The 20826-nt window shown below is 62.1% G+C and carries 22 protein-coding genes, 1 tRNA gene and 1 riboswitch; of the genes, 11 read left to right on the forward strand and 12 right to left on the reverse strand.

Annotated features, from left to right (window positions below; genetic code table 11):
* Positions 1–20 precede the first annotated feature (20 nt).
* The 7 genes from SJ05684_RS15375 to rplU form a co-directional block, all read right to left on the reverse strand.
* Positions 21–1304 (reverse strand): glutamate-5-semialdehyde dehydrogenase, encoded by a 1284-nt coding sequence (locus SJ05684_RS15375; protein WP_034852909.1) that lies wholly within the window; start codon positions 1302–1304, stop codon positions 21–23.
* Positions 1297–2493 carry a glutamate 5-kinase gene (gene proB, locus SJ05684_RS15380; protein ID WP_034852907.1) on the reverse strand — a complete coding sequence of 399 codons (1197 nt, stop codon included), beginning with the start codon at positions 2491–2493 and terminating at the stop codon, positions 1297–1299. The genes SJ05684_RS15375 and proB overlap by 8 nt, the downstream gene beginning before the upstream one ends.
* 1 nt (position 2494) lies before the next feature.
* Positions 2495–3505, reverse strand: a complete 1011-nt coding sequence (obgE, locus tag SJ05684_RS15385) for a GTPase ObgE (protein WP_034852906.1) — start codon at positions 3503–3505, stop codon at positions 2495–2497.
* 227 nt (positions 3506–3732) lie between these two features.
* A complete protein-coding gene (locus tag SJ05684_RS15390) occupies positions 3733–4311 on the reverse strand; it encodes a GNAT family N-acetyltransferase (protein WP_034852904.1) in 579 nt (192 codons plus the stop codon).
* Positions 4308–4955 (reverse strand): GNAT family N-acetyltransferase, encoded by a 648-nt coding sequence (locus tag SJ05684_RS15395; RefSeq protein ID WP_034852902.1) that lies wholly within the window; start codon positions 4953–4955, stop codon positions 4308–4310. Before SJ05684_RS15395 ends, SJ05684_RS15390 begins: the two co-directional genes overlap by 4 nt.
* Positions 4956–5087: 132 nt before the next feature.
* A complete protein-coding gene (gene rpmA / locus SJ05684_RS15400; RefSeq protein ID WP_034852900.1) occupies positions 5088–5357 on the reverse strand; it encodes a 50S ribosomal protein L27 in 270 nt (89 codons plus the stop codon).
* Positions 5358–5390: 33 nt separating this feature from the next.
* On the reverse strand, positions 5391–5768 hold the full coding sequence (gene rplU / locus SJ05684_RS15405) for a 50S ribosomal protein L21 (protein ID WP_034852898.1): 378 nt from the start codon (positions 5766–5768) through the stop codon (positions 5391–5393).
* 306 nt (positions 5769–6074) lie between these two features.
* Here rplU and SJ05684_RS15415 point away from each other — a divergent pair.
* Positions 6075–6164, forward strand: a tRNA-Ser gene (locus SJ05684_RS15415).
* Between the two features lie 61 nt (positions 6165–6225).
* Here the strand turns inward: SJ05684_RS15415 and SJ05684_RS15420 are convergent.
* A complete protein-coding gene (locus tag SJ05684_RS15420; RefSeq protein ID WP_157211957.1) occupies positions 6226–6405 on the reverse strand; it encodes an HNH endonuclease in 180 nt (59 codons plus the stop codon).
* Between the two features lie 546 nt (positions 6406–6951).
* Here SJ05684_RS15420 and SJ05684_RS29680 point away from each other — a divergent pair.
* Positions 6952–7113 carry a hypothetical protein gene (locus SJ05684_RS29680; protein ID WP_157211956.1) on the forward strand — a complete coding sequence of 54 codons (162 nt, stop codon included), beginning with the start codon at positions 6952–6954 and terminating at the stop codon, positions 7111–7113.
* 203 nt (positions 7114–7316) lie between these two features.
* On the opposite strand, the gene SJ05684_RS29685 is transcribed toward SJ05684_RS29680, so the two are convergent.
* Entirely contained in the window at positions 7317–7709 is a 393-nt protein-coding gene (locus SJ05684_RS29685; protein ID WP_157211955.1) for a hypothetical protein, read from the reverse strand.
* Between the two features lie 6 nt (positions 7710–7715).
* Complete coding sequence (locus SJ05684_RS15430) at positions 7716–8231, reverse strand: ImmA/IrrE family metallo-endopeptidase (protein ID WP_050979940.1); 516 nt, start codon at positions 8229–8231, stop codon at positions 7716–7718.
* 144 nt (positions 8232–8375) lie between these two features.
* Positions 8376–8448, reverse strand: a riboswitch (SAM riboswitch).
* A 338-nt stretch (positions 8449–8786) separates the two neighbouring features.
* On the opposite strand from SJ05684_RS15430, the gene SJ05684_RS15435 reads away from it, so the two are divergent.
* The 4 genes from SJ05684_RS15435 (at position 8787) to abc-f (ending at position 12906) form a co-directional block, all read left to right on the forward strand.
* On the forward strand, positions 8787–9170 hold the full coding sequence (locus tag SJ05684_RS15435; protein ID WP_034852897.1) for a hypothetical protein: 384 nt from the start codon (positions 8787–8789) through the stop codon (positions 9168–9170).
* Between the two features lie 203 nt (positions 9171–9373).
* Positions 9374–9601: a hypothetical protein gene (locus SJ05684_RS15440; RefSeq protein ID WP_050979939.1), complete on the forward strand. Its 228-nt coding sequence runs from the start codon at positions 9374–9376 to the stop codon at positions 9599–9601.
* 606 nt (positions 9602–10207) lie between these two features.
* A complete protein-coding gene (locus SJ05684_RS15445) occupies positions 10208–10918 on the forward strand; it encodes a DUF2971 domain-containing protein (RefSeq protein WP_157211953.1) in 711 nt (236 codons plus the stop codon).
* A 365-nt stretch (positions 10919–11283) separates the two neighbouring features.
* The gene (gene abc-f, locus SJ05684_RS15455; protein WP_034852891.1) at positions 11284–12906 is read left to right on the forward strand and encodes a ribosomal protection-like ABC-F family protein; all 1623 of its coding nucleotides are present in this window, start codon (positions 11284–11286) and stop codon (positions 12904–12906) included.
* A gap of 286 nt (positions 12907–13192) precedes the next feature.
* Here the strand turns inward: abc-f and SJ05684_RS15465 are convergent, their stop codons facing one another.
* Positions 13193–14002, reverse strand: coding sequence for a DUF429 domain-containing protein (locus SJ05684_RS15465; protein WP_083846081.1), 810 nt, complete (start codon positions 14000–14002; stop codon positions 13193–13195).
* 73 nt (positions 14003–14075) lie between these two features.
* Entirely contained in the window at positions 14076–14567 is a 492-nt protein-coding gene (locus tag SJ05684_RS15470) for a hypothetical protein (protein WP_034852889.1), read from the reverse strand.
* A 324-nt stretch (positions 14568–14891) separates the two neighbouring features.
* On the opposite strand from SJ05684_RS15470, the gene SJ05684_RS15475 reads away from it, so the two are divergent.
* The 5 genes from SJ05684_RS15475 to rlmN all read left to right on the forward strand — a co-directional run bounded on the left by SJ05684_RS15475 (position 14892) and on the right by rlmN (position 20736).
* A complete protein-coding gene (locus SJ05684_RS15475; protein ID WP_085939012.1) occupies positions 14892–15047 on the forward strand; it encodes a hypothetical protein in 156 nt (51 codons plus the stop codon).
* Between the two features lie 343 nt (positions 15048–15390).
* A complete protein-coding gene (locus SJ05684_RS30435; protein ID WP_244426602.1) occupies positions 15391–15459 on the forward strand; it encodes a KTSC domain-containing protein in 69 nt (22 codons plus the stop codon).
* A gap of 144 nt (positions 15460–15603) precedes the next feature.
* A complete protein-coding gene (locus SJ05684_RS15485; protein WP_034852885.1) occupies positions 15604–17166 on the forward strand; it encodes an alkaline phosphatase D family protein in 1563 nt (520 codons plus the stop codon).
* A 131-nt stretch (positions 17167–17297) separates the two neighbouring features.
* Positions 17298–19124, forward strand: coding sequence for a translational GTPase TypA (gene typA, locus SJ05684_RS15490; protein WP_034852883.1), 1827 nt, complete (start codon positions 17298–17300; stop codon positions 19122–19124).
* Positions 19125–19503: 379 nt separating this feature from the next.
* Positions 19504–20736 (forward strand): dual-specificity RNA methyltransferase RlmN, encoded by a 1233-nt coding sequence (gene rlmN / locus SJ05684_RS15495; RefSeq protein WP_034852882.1) that lies wholly within the window; start codon positions 19504–19506, stop codon positions 20734–20736.
* The last annotated feature ends 90 nt before the right edge of the window (positions 20737–20826 follow it).

Here is a 20826-nt window from a genome sequence, read left to right on the forward strand (position 1 = left end):
CTTGACTTCGGCAGCTGTCGTCAGGGCCGCACCTGTCCCGTGCCGCGGACGCGATATTTGAACGAGGTCAGTTGCTCGACGCCAACGGGCCCACGGGCATGCATCTTGCCGGTGGCAATACCGATCTCGCCGCCCATGCCGAACTCGCCGCCATCGGCGAACTGCGTCGAGGCATTGTGCAGCAGGATCGCCGAATCGATCTCCGAGAAGAAGCGCTCGACGACGGCCGGATTCTCGGCGATCACCGCTTCCGTATGGGATGAGGACCATTGGTTGATGTGCTCGATGGCACCGGAAATGCCGTCCACGAGCTTTGCCGAGATGATCGCGTCGAGATATTCGGTCGCCCAGTCCTCCTCGCTCGCGGCTTTCAGCCCGGGAACGAGATCTTTGAGCTCCTCCGAGACCCGCACCTCGCAGCCCGCATCGGCGAGCGCCTCAAGCAGCGGCCCCGCCAGCCGGTCGGCGGCATTCCTGTCGATCAGCAGCGTTTCGGCGGCACCGCAGATGCCGGTGCGGCGCATCTTGGCATTGACGACGACCTTCCTCGCCATGTCGAGATCGGCCGACGCGTCGACATAGATATGGCAGAGGCCTTCGAGATGCGCGAAGACCGGCACCCGCGCCTCGTTCTGCACGCGGGCGACGAGGCTCTTTCCGCCGCGCGGCACGATCACGTCGATTGCGCCGTTAAGCCCGGTGAGCATGGCGCCGACGGCGGCGCGGTCGGCAACCGGCACCATCTGGATCGCATCCTCCGGCAGTCCCGCCGCCCTCAAGCCATCGGCGAGGCAGGCATGGATCGCCCGCGAGGAATGGAAGCTGTCGGAGCCACCGCGCAGGATCACCGCATTGCCTGCCTTGAGGCAGAGCGCGCCGGCATCCGCCGTCACATTCGGGCGGCTCTCATAGATGACGCCGATGACGCCGAGCGGCGTGCGCACGCGCTCGATATGCAGCCCGTTCGGCCGATCCCATTCGGCGATCACCGCGCCGACCGGATCCTTGAATTCGGCGATCGCGCGCATCCCGTCCGCCATGTCGCGGATGCGGCCCGCATTCAGCGTCAGCCGGTCGATAAACGCCTTGGCGACGCCGGTCTTACTGGCATTGTCGAGGTCGATCGCATTGGCAGCGAGGATTTCGCTGCTCCTGGCAAGGAGCGCATCCGCCATGGCGATCAGGGCCGCATGCTTGCGCTCGGCGCTCGCGATCGAAAGCGGGCGGGCGGCGGCCTTCGCGCGCCGGCCGATCTCCAGCATGATCGCGTTGACATCCTCGCCGTTCTTCGCCGTCTCAAGCATGGAGCTTGCCCTTTCTCTCATCCTCGTCCTGCCCGGGTCCTTGATCCTCGGGGCGCTTGCCGGGCGGAGCCGTCATCACCATGTCGTCGCGATGCACCATGGCGGCGCGGCCCGCATAGCCGAGGATCGCGGCGATCTCGGCCGATTTCTTGCCGGCGATCTGGCGCGCCTCATGGACGTCGTAGCCGGCAAGGCCGCGGGCGATCTCGCGGCCCGCCGCTCCGAGGATCGCGATCGTATCGCCGCGGCTGAACGTGCCCGTCACCTGGCGCACGCCGGCCGGAAGCAGGCTCTTGCCGGAGCGTAGCGCGTTTTCAGCCCCGGCATCGACCGTCACCGAGCCGGCCGGCAGAAGCTGGCCGGCGATCCAGGTCTTGCGGGCGGTGACCGGCGAACGGGAAGGTGCGAACCACGACGAGCGCGCCCCCGCCTCGATGGCCTGCAGCGGATGCTCCGGCTTGCCGGAGGCGATGATCATGGCGCAGCCGGCGGTGGTGGCGATCTTGCCGGCATCGATCTTGGTGCGCATGCCGCCGCGCGAAAGCTCCGACGCCGCCCCGCCGGCCATCGCCTCGATCTCCGGGGTGATCTCGGCAACCGACTCGAGGAAGCGCGCCTCAGGATCGAGATGCGGCGGCGCGGTATAGAGCCCGTCGATATCGGAGAGAAGCACGAGCAGGTCGGCGCCGACCATGGTGGCGACCCGCGCCGCCAGCCGGTCGTTGTCGCCGTAGCGGATCTCGGTGGTGGCGACCGTGTCGTTCTCGTTGATGATCGGCACGGAGCCGAGCTTCAGCAACTGGTTGATCGTCGCGCGCGCGTTGAGATAGCGGCGGCGCTCCTCCGTATCGCCGAGCGTCAGCAGGATCTGGCCGGCAATGATCTGATCGGCCGAAAGGCTCTCCGACCAGGCGCGGGCGAGCGCGATCTGGCCGACGGCGGCGGCCGCCTGGCTGTCCTCGAGCCTCAAGACGCCGGAGGGCAGGTTCAAGACCGTGCGGCCAAGCGCGATCGCACCCGAGGAGACGACCAGCACCTCGACGCCCTTTACCTTGAGCGCCGCGATATCCGCGCACAGGGCGTCGAGCCAGGCCTTCTTCAGCCCGGACTTGCGCTCGACGAGCAGCGCCGAGCCGATCTTGATGACGATGCGCCGGTATTTCTCGAGCGGTTTGCGCGTGGCGGCCATGTCAGGCTTGCTCCTCGCCGGCCTTGGCGGCGGAGATGACGTCGCGAAGCGCCCTCAGCGCCTCGGTCATGCCCCGGTTGGTGACGGCGGAGAGGAGCAGCGGCGGCGAGCCGCAGGCTTTCGCCAGCGCCTTCGACTTCGCCTTCAGCTCCTCGTCGTCGAGCACATCGATCTGCGACAGCGCCACGATCTGCGGCTTGTCCTCGAGCCCGCCGCCATAGGCTTCGAGCTCGTGCTTCACGGTCTTGTAGGCCTTGGCGACATCCTCCTCCTGTGCGGAGACGAGATGCAGCAGCACGCGGGTGCGCTCGACATGGCCCAAAAAGCGGTCGCCGATGCCGACCCCTTCATGGGCGCCTTCGATCAGCCCCGGAATATCGGCAATGATGAATTCCTGCCCGTCGACGGTGGCGACGCCGAGATTGGGGTGGAGCGTTGTAAAGGGGTAGTTGGCGATCTTCGGCCGGGCGCGGGTGCAGGCGGCGAGAAAGGTCGACTTGCCGGCATTGGGCAGGCCGACGAGGCCGGCATCGGCGATCAGCTTCAGCCGCAGCCAGATCGTCTTTTCCTCGCCCTCGAGGCCGGGATTGGCCCAGTTCGGCGCCTGGTTGGTGGAAGACTTGAAATGCGCGTTGCCGAAGCCGCCATTGCCGCCGGCGGCGAGCCGGTAGCGCTGCCCCTCCGCGACCATGTCGACGATCAGCGTCTCGTTGTCCTCTTCGAAGATCTGCGTGCCGACCGGCACTTTAAGCGTCACGTCGGAGCCCTTGGCGCCGGTGCGGTTGCGGCCCATGCCGTGCGTGCCGGTCTTCGCCTTGAAATGCTGCTGGTAGCGAAAGTCGATCAGCGTGTTGAGGCCGTTGACCGCCTCCACCCAGACATCGCCGCCGCGGCCGCCGTCGCCGCCGTCGGGGCCGCCGAACTCGATGAACTTCTCGCGGCGGAAGGAAACGGCGCCCGCGCCGCCGTCCCCGGACCGGATATAGACTTTTGCTTCATCGAGGAATTTCATCGCTTCGCCAATCTAGAGATGTCGCGTTCGCCGCCTTCGATATAGGCGCTTCCGGCGGAGGTCAAAGATTATCATGCAAAAAGAACCCCGCCGGCAGAGGCCTACAGCGCCGCGCGTCTTATCAGACGCGCAAAGGTCGCTGTAACACTTTGAACTGCTGCATGTCTTTTTCCTTAAATCGAGGTCGATTTAAGGAGACATGCAGTGGCGGGGTTCTTGTTTATCGTTCAGTGCGGCCGGCGCAGGTCTTCGGCCGTCAGGCGCGTTTCGATATGCGCAACCATGGCATTGCGGGCGCGGGCAAACACCTGGTTGCAGCCGGTGACCTGGAAGCCGAGCTTCTCCTGCACCTTGAGCGAGGCCGGGTTGTCGGCGAAGACGCCCGAACCGAGCGTCGCTTCCGGCAGGCGGCGGAAGAAGCGCTCGACCGCCGCATGCACCGCCTCGGTCATGATGCCCCGGCCCCAATAGAAGCGGTTCAGCCAGTAGCCGACATGCCATTGGCCCTCTCTGAGCTCGATGCCGACGCAGCCGATATGCACGTCGTCTCCGGAAGTGATCGCCAGCGCCCAATCCGGCAGGACCGTCTGGCGGTTGAGCCAGTCGAGCGCGTCCTGCTGGTGATAGGGCGCCGGCACGCGCATGAGCATGCGCGCCACCTTAAAGTCGGCAAGCGACCCGGCGATTGCCGGCGCATCGGCGAGCCGGTGCGGCCGGAGCGTCAGACGCTTCGTCTCGATCACCGGGCAGGGGCCGGGGTCGGGCCGGGCGACGAGCCGCGCGCGGTCTTGAGCGAGCGCGTTCATCGGCTTGCCCCCCAGCTTCTGAGCGAGACCCAGGTCTTGCGGTCGAGCCGGTACCATTCGACCGCCATCATGCCGCCGAGCGCGAGGCTGCCGACCATGCCGGAACCCTGGAACTGGAAGCCGCACTTCTGGATGACCCGGCGCGAGGCGACGTTCGTGACCCGGCAGCGCGCATCGATCTGGTCGATGTCGCGGGTGCGGAAGGCCATGTCGGTGAGCGCCTGCGCCGCTTCCGTCGCATAGCCCTGGTTCCAGTGGGGCTCGCCCAGCCAGTAGCCGAGCTCGACCGTCCTGCCGTCCTCATGCGGCTCGATCCCGCAGCAACCGAGGAATGCGCCATTGTCCGCCTTCGTGATCGCGTAGACGCACTTGCCAATCGTGCCGTGACCAGTCGTGCCGGCTTTTGCGCGTCGCACGAAATCGGCCGCATCCGCCGTGGTGTAGGGGTGCGGCATGCGCGAGACCATGGTGGCGATGTTGGCGTTGTTGGCAAGATGGGCAAGGGCGTCGATATCGTCTTCATGGGGCGCGCGCAGAACGAGCCGGGGTGATAACAATATCGGGCAATCGGTCCTTGACCTTTGCGGCCTCAGCCTTTGTTCGGGAGACCGTGATTGGTCTTCCCTCAGGAGCTCGGTTTGCATGGTTCTTTCCTCCAGACATGCGAAAAGGGGAGTTGGGTATTGCCCCATCTCCCCTTTGAAGTCTGGCTTCGGAACCTTTCGGGCGCTTCAGCCGGGTCGATGAGACGCCGGCTGTTTTAGAGCGCTACCGGCTTATTCCGCTGCTTCCGCTTTCGGCATTACAGACACGTAGACTCGGCCGTTGGCCTTCGTACGGAAGTCCACGTTGCCAGCCGTAAGCGCAAAAATCGTATGATCCTTGCCGAGGCCGACATTGGCGCCCGGATGCCACTTCGTGCCGCGCTGGCGCACGATGATGTTGCCTGCGATGACGGCTTCGCCGCCGAACTTCTTCACGCCAAGGCGCTTGGACTCAGAATCGCGACCGTTGCGCGACGAACCGCCAGCTTTCTTGTGTGCCATTGGTGTTCTCCTTTAAACCTTCGATCCCGGAACTCAGTTTGCAGCTTCAGCTTCAGCGGCGGCTTCGGTCTTCTTCGAAGCCTTCTTCGCCTTGCCGCCGGCCGCAGCGATGTCCAGGATGCGGACAGTCGTCTGATGCTGGCGATGGCCGCGCGAGCGCTTTGAGTTCTGGCGGCGGCGCTTCTTGAAGGCGATGACCTTCTTGGCGCGACCCTGATCCACGACCTCGGCGCTGACAACGGCACCTTCGACAAACGGAGCACCGATGGTGGCATCGGCGCCGGCGCCGACCATCAGGATCTCGGTGAATTCGATCTTGTCGCCTTGAACGCCTTCCAGCTTTTCGATGGTGATGACGTCGTTGGCCGCCACGCGGTACTGCTTACCGCCGGTCTTGATGACTGCGAACATTTGTTATCCTTTCATGTTCGGTCCGGCTCTCTGCCTCAAATGAGACAAGGCCGTCTTTTTATCAGCCGTTTCGGTTGAGCGGAGCGCTTCGGGAAACCCCTGACCTCCGCCAGTGAACGGGCACAAGCCCATATATTTGCTGCAGTGCGGGCAGGCCACACCACTTCACGGCGCGAATTACGGGAGTCGCCCTTCCTTGTCAAGGCGAAAGCCATGACCCGGCAGATATTCTTCTTTTCGCCCCTTGCAAGCCGCCGAACTTGCCGCTATGTACCGCCCGCGCTTCCAAGCGCCAACCGGCCCCGCGGAGAGGTGGCAGAGTGGTTGAATGCACCGCACTCGAAATGCGGCATGGGTGCAAGCCCATCGGGGGTTCGAATCCCCCCCTCTCCGCCACGTCAATTAGTTTTATTGCATTTTTCCGCGTTTTTCGCCGCTTGCCATAACTTGAGTAGACCTAGCGTACCTCGTGGATCTCGCCCTGCTTTACCGAGCGATAGGTAAGCCAATCCAGTTCCTGCCTACTATCTCCACACTGCCTGCACGCCATGGCTGGGTTATCGGGGCGGTTGCTGCCGCCATCCGCGCGCCTCTGTAGGTGCTCGATGGTGGCGGCGTAAGGTCGCTCCTTTCGGATGGTGAGACCACATCAGGAGGTGTTGGCGTTCGCCTGCGCGATCGCCAGCCTTGACCCGGCACCGATTCGCTTCAACAGCGCCCACCAAGCGCAGCCATGGAGCCAACTGGCAGGCTAAGCGGGCAATGCCGACGAGCTCCCAAGGACGCGCCGTGAACGTGAAGGGGCTTCTGTCTGATGCGCGGCTTCAGCGATCCCTAGTGTCGCTGACCCAAAAGAAACAGCCCCGGCAATCTCGCCCACCTTCCTTTGTTTGCAACCGACCAGCAACTCGCCATCGCGATCGTCGGCAAGGCGCGCCCTGCGATGTGGTAACAGTCATCCCGCAGCTCGAGAAAAAGGGCTTCCCGCGCATTGACCCGCTGCACGACGGCAGACCTGTGCCGCTGGTCAAGAAATTCTACGATGGGTGCTTTGGCATAACGGCCGGCTTCAACGTAGCCGCGCCGGATGGCGGTTAGGATTTAAGCATATGGAAAAATCGGCCCCGGAGGACAAGCGGATGACACACGATCTCGAGCAAAACGCCAACAGCGCATCAAGGCGATGGTTGATCGGCGCGACTATTCACTCGCCGAGGTGAAGGAGAAGTTCGCGCCTGGCTCCCACGGCTGTCACGAGGCACTGCACGTTGCGAGCATGCTCGGCGACCTTGTCGAGGGGCAGCTCTGCAATCACCCGGCGGTGTTGCTGAACCCGGAGTGGTAGCGTTGGGAGAGAAGGCGCAGGATGTGCTTTTCGGCCTCTACCAGGCGATCGCAATGCGCATTTAGGAGATCAAGACGGTGGGCAATGGCGACAACGGCCCGCGCCTGATCGGCCGAAAGGAAGCCGCTGCTCATCTTGGTATTGAGAGTTGGGGCAGAAGAGGCGGCCAGACTCGAGCAGTGTTTTGCGGGATGAACTGCCGTTTAGGGCATTTTGGATGATCGTGCATCGCTAAACAAATATTTGACTGCTACAGCGCCCAATCCAACTATCTGCAGGAAGGTTTGAACCACAACAGCCGTGATAAACCATTCCAAATCCCGATAATTCAGCCAACCAAGTCCTACAGCCACAGTGATGAGGGCGTTGGATCCAATAAGGAATGTGATCCACAAAATGATCGTTGTGGACCATGACTCCCGAAGCCTGAAGTAGCTACGTCGTCCTTCTATCTCCACAGCTTTCGCAGCCGCATCCGCGAGCTCTGCCCGTTTCGATTTGTCTTGATCTTGAGCAGAATCTTTTTTGATCGCGTTCAGTGCTTGAGTACGCGAAACGTGAGTCTCAGTCTGCGGCGGCTGCTGCTGCTTGGTCAAACGGCCCTACACGTATTTTAGCTGATGAACGACGACGTCCGGAGAAACAGCAAACATCTCGGCAAGTTCGTTCGGATCGGCGAAATTCTTGTAGAGCCCTAGCATGCTTTTCGGCACCAGCAAGCACGCTGCAAACACATCAGCCTCGACTTCCTCGACCGGTTTGGAGGCGTGATAATTGCTGCGAGGCATTGCTTCATAGTTCATCGACTTCACATAGTCTTCGTGAAGGATGGCGTGCCCAAGCTCGTGCGCAATTGTAAAGGTCTTACGGTTAGGCGGGATCTCACGATTTATGTAGATTGTCTTGGTCTGGAAATCGTACAAACCAGAAATTTCGGTCGACATCTCCGGTTCGAAATCAACATACAGAACGTTGATTCCCATCGACTCAGCGATCCGTTCGGGATCAATGGGCGGGCGGGTGATGCCGAAGTTGTTTAGTACCTTGGCTGCGGCTGATCTAGCCTTAGGATAATCAGGCCTGGAAAATACTGATCGCTTAAGCTCAGCAAGCGTCATGTTCGTCCTCCAGCTTCCCATGTAGTTCCGGCGCGGCTCACAAAGTAGCCACGCTCGATTTTGGACAACTTATACCCACCATCGAGTGATTCGTCTACAACGACAGACTTGACAAATTGATTTGCATAGGTCGTCCCGATTCGATGGCTGCGATGCTTGACGGCTACCAATTTAACGTGGCGGAGATCCGACCGGCCAAATCACCACGGGATAATGCTCCAATATTGTTGGGCCGCGCTTGCGTGAATTTGAGGAGTTTGTTCTCATGTGCGCGTAGCCAAGGAAACGACAGCGTTGACACCGCTCTGAACGTCGCTCCCCAGGCTACTGGCGCTACGCCCGCGAAGGATGGGGGAGCAGGTACGAACTGTTCCCTCATCCGGATTTCGCGAATGGCCTATCGTGCAACAAGTTGACTACCACCGCAACGACAAACCGTCGCCAACCCGAATTAGTCAACAACGGCGTGATAATTCAACTTTGCGGGTGCCTTGACCACCACCTGAAGTCGAGCAATATGCGCGGCTCAAAGCGAACGGCGAAGGGGGCGTCGAAATGGAAAGATTTAAAGCCAGCGTTCAGTATGGAGACTGGGAAGGTACGGCGGCGGCCGACGATGCGTACAACTCGATTAGTAGCCTTCTGCGGGAAAAGGGTATTCTCAATGATGGCGAGCTCCTGGTTGGAATTCAAATGTTCGTCGGCGAAAACCTCGACGGCAATGTGCAAACGCCTTGGATAAGGGCCGTAATTTCAAACGGAGGCGGCTACGATAATGTCAAGTCGCAGATCGACAACAGTCCGGCGCTGAGCTTTCTGGAGAGAGATGTAGCTCTTTCCCTGAACGAGTTCTTTGGTTTGTTCAAACGGTTTAGCGTTGTTTTGACTTGGCAAGGCCTTAATCTTGGTGGTCGAGAGTACAACGTGATTGAAGGCTGATGAAACGGCGGAGAGTACACCCCGCCGTGTTTTGTATTCCGACCTTGAGCCACCACGAGTCGAGCGAGATTCGCCCGGAAACAATCTGAGGGCGACTCGTTGAAACTCAAAATTCTACCCGCGGCCACCAGCGCCGCGGCCGTATCCTCGTGCGCAACTCCGCCGGAGAAAATCAAGCCGATCACCTGCCGACGAATGCGTACATGACGCGGTCATGCCCAGATCTGCGCGCCGAAAAGGTCGCAACGGCGCAGAAGCTTGAGACTTCCACGGCAATGCAGAAGCAGGCCGTCAATTCGGACGCGCTTGGGGTCTTCTTTGTCGGCTTGCCTGTGGGTTCCATGGCCGGTGGCGAACGCGGCTCAGAAGTCGCCGTGTACAAGGGCCAGAGCGCGGCCATTGACCGCGCTCTGAAGGCGAAGGGGTGTTGATGCCCTATACCTCCCTCGTCACGAGCTTCCAGCCGGTGTTTCCGCAGCTGGTGGGCTTAATGTACATGTTCGCGCCAGCGCCGATGTCCAAGAACACCGAGCCGCGGCAGCAGTCTCAACGGATTCCGGCGTACCGGATCCGATGCCGTACCAGACGTCGCTGGCCTCGTTCAGCCAGATGCGCACGCTCGAGCTGCCCGAGGCTTTTATGGTGCCGCGGACGGTGCGTTGTGGTCCTTGAAGTTGGCGAAGTTGCCGGCAGCTGCGGCTGACGTATAGAAGTCGTTCGCCATGCGAGCCACCGAATCGCAGATTGGGAAAAACAGCTCGACGGTTGCTTGTGACTGGGCTAGGAAATGCTTCGCGCATTAGAGAACCATTCGACTAATAATGATGAATTCTTTCAAGATAGAAAATTTAGATCAACCCACCCCCACTGCCCCCGCTCACCTATATAAGTATTTGTCACCTGAGCGCGTGAGGAACGTCTTGGTTCAAGGGACCGTTAGGTTTACTCCGCTTCTTAACACGAACGATAGTTTCGAAGTTAGGTCAACTTTTCGCAAATTGGCAGGACCGCGGTTCCTTCAAATGCTTGCGGAGCAAATGGAAACCATGCTCCTTGAAGAGCATTTGGACGCAAAGATCGCAGAGTATTTGCAAGAAGCTGGATTAGGTTGGCTATCACCTCAGGCAGCTAGGCAGATTGTCGAACGTCAATATGGAAAGCAGTTCACAGACTTGTTGCGCGCACAGCTTCAGCAGCTCGTCGACCTCGCGGTGCCTCACTTGAACGACCCGAAAAATGCGGAAAAGCTACTTGTGAAACTGGGGCAAGAATTGTTGTGCTTCTCTTTATCGGAGCGCTATGACAGCCCACCCATGTGGGCTCACTATGGTGGCAATCATTCGGGGTTCGTAGTCGCCTTCAACACTGGGGATGATTGGTTCCAACATCGCAAAGATGGGAAAACAACGCGGCTGCAAAAAGTAACTTACTTCGATGGCAAGGTTGAAGAGCCGTTCGAAAGCCCGCAAGCGGCTTTTATTTCAAAGACGACGGATTGGGCGTATGAACGAGAATGGAGATTGTACGCCAACGCCGAGCAAGCGGACACGATCACTGCGGGTCCCCAAGGGCCTGTGCATCTGATTTCTTTCCCGCCCGAAGCGGTAAACCATGTGATTGTTGGCGCCAAAGCCACGGACGAAACAGTTGATCAAATACGGATGGCACTAGGGCGGTATCCGAGCGCGAGTTTGTATCGAGCTGTCCCCGAGCCCTTCACTCAAACCTACAAGCTGGTCACGATATGAGCTCGTCGCATAAGCAGACTACATCTGCGCGGGCGATGTTCCGGTAAAAGATCGCATAATGTATCACCTGGAATGCACGCCCACACACACCACCCGCGGGCTGCATTCGCTGGCGCTTGCGCCGCGTCAAGCTGGCCGTCTCCGATGCCCCATGAAGGCAAGAGGCCGCCGTCTCAAGTTCCTCTCCGCGCGGTCGCGGCACTTCATGCGCAATGCCCTGGCGCATCCCGGAAAGAGCGTCAGGCGTGTCGCCGCCTTCGTCGCCGCGGCATTTGCCCAGGACACACCAGAGGCCGCCGGCCTGCGTGACAGCCGCCCCCGTCCATGCCATAGGGGTGCCCGCAACCACCCAGGCCGTCTTTCCCATGATCCGTATCGATAATATCAGCAAGTCCAACAGTCACCGCATCCTCTACATCGAAGCCTCGGCTGCGTTGAACCGTGGCGAGAAGATTGGGCTTGTCGGCCCGAACGGGGCGGGAAAGACGACGCTCTTTCGGATGATCACCGGCGAGGAACTGCCCGACGAGGGACAGGTCTCGGTCGAGAAGGGCATGACGATCGGCTATTTCGATCAGGACGTCGGCGAGATGGCCGGACGGTCGGCCGTCGCCGAGGTGATGGAAGGGGCAGGACCGATGAGCGCCGTCGCGGCGGAGCTGCGTTCGCTCGAGGCGGCGATGTCGGATCCGGATCGCATGGATGAAATGGATGCGATCATCGAACGCTATGGCGAGGTGCAGGCGCGCTACGAGGAGCTCGATGGCTATGCGCTGGAGGGGCGTGCCCGCGAGGTTCTGGCGGGCTTAAGCTTCAGCCAGGAGATGATGGATGGCGATGTCGCCAAGCTGTCGGGCGGCTGGAAGATGCGCGTGGCGCTCGCCCGCATCCTCTTGATGCGCCCGGACGTCATGCTGCTCGACGAGCCGAGCAACCATCTCGATCTCGAAAGCCTCATCTGGCTGGAAGATTTCCTGAAAACCTATGACGGCGCGCTTCTGATGACGTCGCATGATCGCGAGTTCATGAACCGGATCGTCACCAAGATCATCGAGATCGATGGCGGCGCGCTGACGACCTATTCCGGCGATTATGGCTTCTATGAAGAACAGCGGGCGCTGAACGAGAGGCAACAGCAGGCGCAGTTCGAGCGCCAGCAGGCGATGCTTGCCAAGGAGATCAAGTTCATCGAGCGCTTCAAGGCCCGCGCCTCTCACGCCTCGCAGGTTCAAAGCCGGGTGAAGAAGCTTGAAAAGATCGACCGCGTCGAGCCGCCGCGCCGGCGCCAGACGGTCGCCTTCGATTTCCTGCCGGCGCCGCGCTCCGGCGAAGATGTCGTCAACCTCAAGAATATCCACAAGGCCTATGGCAGCCGGACGATCTATGACGGGTTCGACTTCATGGTGCGCCGGCGCGAGCGCTGGTGCATCATGGGCATCAACGGCGCCGGCAAGTCGACACTCTTGAAGCTCGTCACCGGCACCACCACGCCGGACAAGGGCAGCGTGGCGCTCGGCGCCAGCGTCAAGCTCGGCTATTTCGCCCAGCACTCCATGGACCTGCTCGACGGCGACAGCACCATCCTGCAATGGCTGGAGGAGCGCTTTCCCAAGGCCGGCCAAGCGCCGCTTCGGGCGCTGGCCGGTTGCTTCGGCTTTTCCGGCGATGACGTCGAGAAGCGCTGCCGCGTGCTCTCCGGCGGCGAGAAGGCGCGGCTGGTGATGGCCGCAATGCTGTTCGACCCGCCGAACTTCCTCGTCCTCGACGAGCCGACCAACCACCTCGATCTCGATACGAAGGAAATGCTGATCAAGGCGCTCTCGGCCTATGAGGGCACCATGCTGTTCGTCTCGCACGACCGCCGTTTCCTGTCGGCACTCTCCAATCGCGTGCTGGAGCTCACACCGGAGGGCATCCAGCACTATGGCGGTGGATATGCCGAATATGTCGAGCGCACCGGACAGGAGGCGCCGGGCCTGCGCGGGTGACGGGCTGCGCTTGCGCCACCTGCGTCAGCGGGGTTACAGCCGTGCGTCCTTTGGGACGCCGGCGTACACGGCAGTAGCCTAATTTGGTCTGGCATATTCTTTTCCCCCTCATGCCTGTGCTTGTCACAGGCATCCAGCAGCGCCTCGTCTGCGGCGCGGAAGAGTCTTTTCAGCCCAAGGACTTGGGCTGGCTGGATTCCTGTGACGAGCACAGGAATGAGAGGCGGAGGGAGCCTTGCCCCTGCCAACCGGCGAGGCATCAGTAGGCTGATGTCGTGTACTGTGGTTAGGACGTGAGAGGCGGTTGCGTCTGCCCTGCGGCCCGGGCCAAGGGCCGGCTGCACATTCGAGCCGCCCTATTCTCCGCCAGCGCCTGCCGCGCCCAATCCGCCCAGAGCTCCGCCGGCGGCAGCCAAAACCAGCCGCCGGCCTCGTCGCCCACCACTTCCGCCTTGCCGGCCGCGGCACAGGCCGCGGTCAGCAGACAGATCCACGCCGCCCGCCTTTCATGGTCGCGCTCGACCGTGAGCCTCTCGAGCATGCGCTCGTCGTTCCAGCCGATGAACTGCAGCAGCTCCGCGAACACTCCGCTCTCGATCGCATGATCGTACAACCAGTCGAACTTCTTGCGCTTCGCCGCCTTCGACAGGGCAAAGCGCTCGTCCCCGAGCAGAACACCGAGAAAGGCATTGGGAAAGGCTTCGATGATCGCCGCGCCGGGGATGACGGATTGGCCGATCGGTGTTGCGGCGGCGAGGTGGCTGACCTGTGCGGCCGTCTCGGCGGCGGCCTTTCTCAAGGCGCGGCCGTAGCCGTGGTGGCTGAGGCCCGGTTTGCAGCGCGTCTGGAAGGCGCCGCGGATGAAGAGGCGTTCGCAGAGGCGGGCGAGGTCGTCGGGAGCGTCCGGCGGCGTCAGCGGGCCGTCGATGGCGATCACTGAAAATGTCGTCGCGGGCGGGATCTTCTGCTGTCGGCGCTCCCAGTCCGTGTAGGTCCTCGCGGCGTCCACCTCGCCGGCTACGCTCCAGGCGATGCCGGTGGTCGGCCGCGATTGCGAAAAGCCGACGTCGATGCCGAGCAGTCTGTCGAAGCTCATACCTTGCCCTTCCTTGCCGGCATTACCGCGGCACACGCGCATGGGCCAGTAACCCGCCGTCGCGCCACTCGCATCACGCCCCCGCATTCTCCCGCAGCCACCGCTCCAGTGCCGCGATCACCGCCAGCCGCAGGCTCGCATGGCGGCCGAGGGCGCGGGCGAGCGGGCGGCCGTCGGGGGCGAAGCCCATTTCGTGCATCACGTCGTCCGGCGTGATCTTGCGTCGCGCCATGGTCGCCCTGATCTCCGCGATTGCCGCGGGAAGCAGATAGCGGCCGCTGGCGATCGGCGTCTCTCCCGGTCGCGCCCCCGCGGATCGGGAGCCGGCCGCGCTTTCGGGAAGGGCGCCGATCGCGCCAAGCCAGGCGAGAAAGGCGTCGCGTTCGGCCTCCGTCGCCTTCGCCCAGGAATTCTTCAGCTTTTCGAGCCGGCTTCGCTCGGGCTTGAGCCCGGCGAGGACGAGGGCCTTGCGCGGCGAGGGAATCCGGCCGGCGAGGAGCGCATCGTGGACGTCCGGAAACTCGGCCTTCAGCCGCCTGAGGTCGTCATCGCGCTTCTTCGCCATTCTCGCCTTCCGATCGGGATTTTGTGGCACGCCCTGTTCAGACGCGCGAAAGTCGCTGTAGCACTTTGAACGGTCGCATGTCTTTGTTCTTGCATGGGGGTTCTTGCATCGGGATCGACAAGGAGACATGTGGGGAGGTCCAAATTCTGCCCCTCAAGCTCTGCACAAGTCAGCCCTCCTAAAAGCATTTGCAGTCAGGTGGAATCACCTGCCGTCGCACAATGCGGCAAAAACAAAGTGAGAGCGGCGGCGCGAACGCATGTGAGCGCATCCCGCTCTCGCGCCGATGAGCCGCAATGGGCGCGGCCAAGAAGGAGACGATGGATGTCCAACGACGTGGAACATTATAGCGACCCGCAGGAAGCGATGATCGCCCAGTTCCTCATGAACAGTGACGGCGACGAACTGACGGATATTCTCGTTGCCGCACTCGAAGACGCCTTCCGTATCCTCGGCGAAGAATTCCAGACGATACATTGAGCGCCCGGAGCGGCGGGCATTTGAATAAAGCGGGGCGATTGTTGTAGAATAGGCTAAAAGCGACTTCTGGCGCATCGGTCCCCGGAACCGGTTTTCGGAAAGCTCGATGCGCAGATTCAAAGTATTTCAGCGACCTTTGCGCGTCTGAAAAGACGCGCGGCGCTGCAGACTCCAATCGGGAAGACGCCGATGTCTATGGTCAAATCAACCGCGGTCCTGGACTCCTCCGCCATCCACGACGTCGCCTATGACGTGCGCCATCGCACCTTGACGATCTGGCTACTCGGCAATCGCCGGCCCCTACCACTACCTCGATGTGCCGCAGCAGGTCTATGAGGAACTGGTGCATGCGGAGTCCGCCGGCCACTACTTCAACCAGCACATCCGCCACCATTACAAATGCATGCATTGAAGATAGCTGACCGGCGCCCTGTTCACGGAACTGTCGCCAAACCGTCGGAATAGTTTCATGCCGCTGTCAAGCCGCTGACATGCGGCGCGCCAAAGGTCCGCTCGCGAGAATCGATCGATCGCGAGATGGCACCGGAGGCAGAGTTTGTCGGCTGTTCGAGACAGGCTAACGCGGCGTTCTTTCCTCTTTTCGGCCGGCGCGGCGGGGCTTGCCGCTTCCTCCGGGCTTGCGACGCCCTTCTATGCCCGCGGCCATGGCCGGCCGGAATTCCTGCATGGGGTTCAATCCGGCGATGTCGATACGCGATCGGGGATGATCTGGACGCGGGTGGACCGGCCGGCGCTGGTCTCGATCGAATATTCGACGACCGAGAGCTTTGCCGATGCCGTCCGGCTTGCCGATGTCGACGCGACGCCGGCGAGCGATTGCGCGCTCAAATGCCGGCTAAACGATCTGCTGCCGGATCAGGACATCTTCTATCGCTTCACCGCGGCCGATCTTTATGACGGCAACCGCGTTTCCGAGCCGATCGTCGGCCGCTTCCGCACCGCGCCTCTCCGCCGCCGCTCGGTGCGCTTCGCCTGGTCGGGCGACACGGCCGGCCAGGGCTGGGGCATCGACGAGGTCGGCATGAAGACCTATTCGACGATCAGCATGCATGAGCCGGACTTCTTCATCCATTCCGGCGACACGATCTATGCGGACAATCCGATGCCGGACGAGATCAGGCTCCGCGACGGCGGCCTCTGGAAGAACCGGATCGTGACGCCCGAGAAGCGCGACGTCGCCCGCACGCTCGACGAATATCGCGGTCAGTGGAAATACAACCTGCTCGACGCGCATGTGCGCGGGCTGAACGCCGCCTGCCCGACCTTCTATCAGTGGGACGATCACGAGGTCTTGAACAACTGGTCGGCTTCGACAAACCTCAGCGACGATCCGCGTTATCCGGAGAAGGATATTGCCGTCTACGCATCGCGTGCGGCGCGCGCCTTCCATGAGATGACGCCGATCCGCAGCTTCCCGGCGCAGCCGGGGCGGATCTTCCGCAAGATCGCCTACGGGCCGCTGCTCGATGTCTTCTTCGTCGACCTGCGCTCCTATCGCGGCCCGAACCAGGGCGTAGGGGATGGCGGCCTCTTCGGCTGGCGGCAGGCCGATTGGCTGAAGCGGGAGCTTGCGGCGTCCAGCGCCACCTGGAAGGTGATCGCCTGCGACATGCCGATCGGCCTCGTCGTCTGGGACGATTATGCGCAGAAGCGCGGCTCGGATGCGATCGCCAATGGCGACAATGGCCGGCCCGGAGGCCGCGAGACGGAATTTGCCGATCTCCTGCGCTTCATCCGCAACCGGGCCATCGACAACATCGTCTGGCTGACGGCCGACGTGCACTATACGGCGGCGCATCACTACGACCCGTCGCGCGCGGCGTTCAAGGATTTCCTGCCCTTCTGGGAGTTCGTGTCGGGGCCGCTCCATTCCGGCACCTACGGGCCGAAGGAGCTCGACAGGACCTTCGGTCCCGAAGTCCGCTTCATCAAGGCCACGGGCGGCGGCATCGACAGCAACCTGCCGCCATCGGCAGGGCTGCAATTCTTCGGCCTCGTCGATATCAGCGGCCAGACGGGCGAGATGACCGTCAGGCTCATGGACCGGCAGGATCAGGAGCTCTGGTGGGTGACGCTCCAGCCGGCGGCCGTTGCATGACCCACGCCTTTGCGCAACCCTCATCTCACGCGCCGGCCCCCTTTCGCTCCTGCGAAAAAACCTGTATGAGCCCGGCAACTGAAAAAGCGGCGCCCGCCTTGTCGCGCGCCCAGAACTTCCGAGATTAAGGTATGAGCATTCGTAACATCGCGATCATCGCGCACGTCGACCATGGGAAGACCACGCTTGTCGACGAACTCCTGAAGCAGTCGGGCTCGTTCCGCGAGAACCAGCGCGTCGCCGAACGCGTGATGGATTCCAACGATCTCGAAAAGGAACGCGGCATCACCATTCTCGCCAAGGCGACCTCGGTCGAGTGGAAGGGGACGCGCATCAACATCGTCGACACCCCCGGCCACGCGGACTTCGGCGGCGAGGTCGAACGCATTCTGTCGATGGTGGACGGCGCGATCGTGCTGGTCGATGCCTCCGAGGGCCCGATGCCGCAGACCAAGTTCGTGGTTGGCAAGGCCTTGAAGGTCGGCCTGAAGCCGATCGTTGCGATCAACAAGATCGATCGGCCGGACGGCCGCCACGAGGAAGTCATCAACGAAGTCTTCGACCTCTTCGCCGCGCTGGATGCGACCGACGAGCAACTCGACTTCCCGATCCTCTACGGTTCGGGTCGGGACGGCTGGATGAACGTCAATCCCGAAGGTCCAAAGGACCAGGGCATGGCACCGCTGCTCGATCTGGTCCTGAACCATGTTCCCGAGCCGACGGTGGCGGAAGGACCGTTCCGCATGATCGGTACGATCCTCGAGGCCAATCCCTTCCTCGGTCGCATCATCACCGGCCGCGTCCACTCCGGTTCCGTCAAGCCGAACCAGGCCGTGAAGGTGCTCGGCCAGGATGGCAAGCTGCTGGAATCCGGCCGTATTTCCAAGATTCTCGCTTTCCGCGGCATCGAGCGTCAGCCGATCGAGGAGGCCCACGCCGGGGACATCGTCGCAATCGCCGGCCTCACCAAGGGCACCGTCGCCGACACCTTCTGCGATCCTTCCGTGGCCGAGGCACTGACGGCCCAGCCGATCGATCCGCCGACCGTCACCATGTCCTTCATCGTCAACGATTCGCCGCTTGCCGGCACCGAGGGCGACAAGGTGACGTCGCGCGTCATCCGCGACCGGCTGTTCAAGGAAGCGGAGGGCAACGTCGCCCTGAAGATCGAAGAGTCGTCGGAGAAGGACTCCTACTTCGTTTCCGGCCGCGGCGAATTGCAGCTTGCGGTGCTGATCGAGACGATGCGCCGCGAAGGCTTCGAGCTCGCCGTTTCCCGTCCGCGCGTCGTCATGCACAAGGACGAGAGCGGCCAATTGCTGGAGCCGGTCGAGGAAGTCGTCATCGACGTCGACGAGGAATATTCCGGCGTCGTCGTGCAGAAGATGTCGGAGCGCAAGGCCGAGATGGTGGAACTGCGCCCCTCCGGCGGCAACCGCGTCCGCCTTGTCTTCTTCGCGCCGACCCGCGGCCTCATCGGCTATCAGTCGGAACTCCTGACCGACACACGCGGCACGGCGATCATGAACCGCCTGTTCCACGACTACCAGCCCTACAAGGGCGAGATCGGCGGCCGCGTCAACGGCGTGCTGCTCGCCAACGAGCCGGGCGAGGCGGTCGCCTATGCGCTCTTCAACCTCGAAGATCGCGGCCCGATGGTGATCGAGCCGGGCGAGAAGGTCTATGAGGGCATGATCATCGGCATCCACACTCGCGACAACGACCTCGAAGTCAACGTCTTGAAGGGCAAGAAGCTCACCAACATGCGCGCCGCCGGCAAGGACGAGGCCGTGCGCCTCACGCCGCCGATCAAGATGACGCTGGAACGGGCGCTCTCCTGGATCCAGGACGACGAGCTGGTGGAAGTGACGCCGAAGTCGATCCGGCTCCGCAAGCTGCATCTCGACCCGCACGAGCGCAAGCGCTTCGAAAAGGCGCGCACCGCAGGGGCGGCGTAAGCCGGCTTAGGGAAAAGGGCGGCCCCTCATCCGGCTGCCGCCACCTTCTCCCCGCTCCTCGGGGAGAAGGCGTATGCCGCATGCTTCGAGCTCCCCTTTCCCAGGTTGGACGAGGAGAGAAGCAGCAGGTACGGCCTCGATAAGGGCAGGCGCTCGCCGCGAGTCCCTTCTCCCCGCCCGCGGGCAGCGGGATGAGGGGCCTTTCCGCTGGAAAAGCGACGTCATGGTGACTCGCAGCCGAAAGAATGCTAAAGCGCCTCGCAAATTCGGCCCCCGCGCCCATGAAGCGCATTGAGGCTCGCCAAATTTCAATTCGCGCATCGGGACTTGAACCGGAACAGCTTTCCGGCCCTTGGCTTTACGACAGGACATCACGAGCATGCCGGCCACGGAGATCTTGAACAGGAACATCGTCAAGACGCCTGAAGTCAGCGCCGTGCCGCGGACGGAGAAACCGTCGCTGATCGGCATCTCGCGCGAGGACATGGCGAAGGCGCTCGTCGACAAAGGCGTGCCGGAGCGACAGGTGAAGATGCGCGTGAGCCAGCTCTGGCACTGGCTCTATGTGCGCGGCGTCTCCGACTTCGACCACATGACGAATGTCTCCAAGGACATGCGCGAAATGCTGAAAGAGCATTTCACCATTGCGAGGCCGGAGATCGTCGAGGAGCAGGTGTCCAATGACGGCACGCGGAAATGGCTCCTGCGCTTTCCGCCGCGCGGCGCCGGCCGGCCGGTGGAGATCGAAACCGTCTATATCCCCGAGGAAGGCCGCGGCACGCTCTGCATTTCGAGCCAGGTCGGCTGCACACTCACCTGCTCCTTCTGTCACACCGGCACGCAGAAGCTGGTGCGCAACCTGACGGCCGAGGAAATCCTCTCGCAGCTTCTGCTTGCCCGCGACCGGCTCGGCGATTTTCCGGAGCGCGACACGCCGCAGGGCGCGATCGTGCCGGCCGAAGGCCGCAAGATCACCAACATCGTCATGATGGGCATGGGCGAGCCGCTTTATAACTTCGAGCACGTCAAGACGGCGCTCTTGATCGCCTCGGACGGCGACGGCCTGTCGCTGTCGAAGCGCCGCATCACGCTCTCGACCTCCGGCATCGTGCCGGAAATCTACCGCACCGGCGAGGAGATCGGCGTCATGCTGGCGATCTCGCTGCATGCCGTCAATGACGAGCTGCGCGACATGCTGGTGCCGATCAACAAGAAGTATCCGCTGAAGGCACTGATGGAGGCCTGCCGCGCCTATCCGGGGCTTTCCAATGCCCGCCGCATCACCTTCGAATATGTGATGCTGAAGGACGTCAACGACAGCCTGGAAGACGCCAAGGAACTGGTGAAGCTCTTGAGGGGTATTCCGGCGAAGATCAATCTCATTCCCTTCAACCCCTGGCCGGGCACCAATTACCAGTGCTCGGACTGGGAGCAGATCGAGAAATTCGCCGACTTCATCAACCAGGCCGGCTACGCCTCGCCGATCCGCACCCCGCGCGGCCGCGACATCCTCGCCGCCTGCGGCCAGCTCAAGTCGGAATCGGAGCGCATGCGCAAGGTCGACCGCCTGGCCTTCGAGGCGATGATGATTGCCAACCACGGCGAGGATTGAGCGGCGGAAGAGAAACGCGAAGCGCTTTCGCTCGTGTTTGCCCCTCATCCGCCTGCCGGCATCTTCTCCCCGCAAGCGGGGCGAAGGGAC

The sequence above is a fragment of the Sinorhizobium sojae CCBAU 05684 genome (genome assembly GCF_002288525.1).
In the GTDB taxonomy this organism is placed as follows: Bacteria; Pseudomonadota; Alphaproteobacteria; order Rhizobiales; family Rhizobiaceae; genus Sinorhizobium; species Sinorhizobium sojae.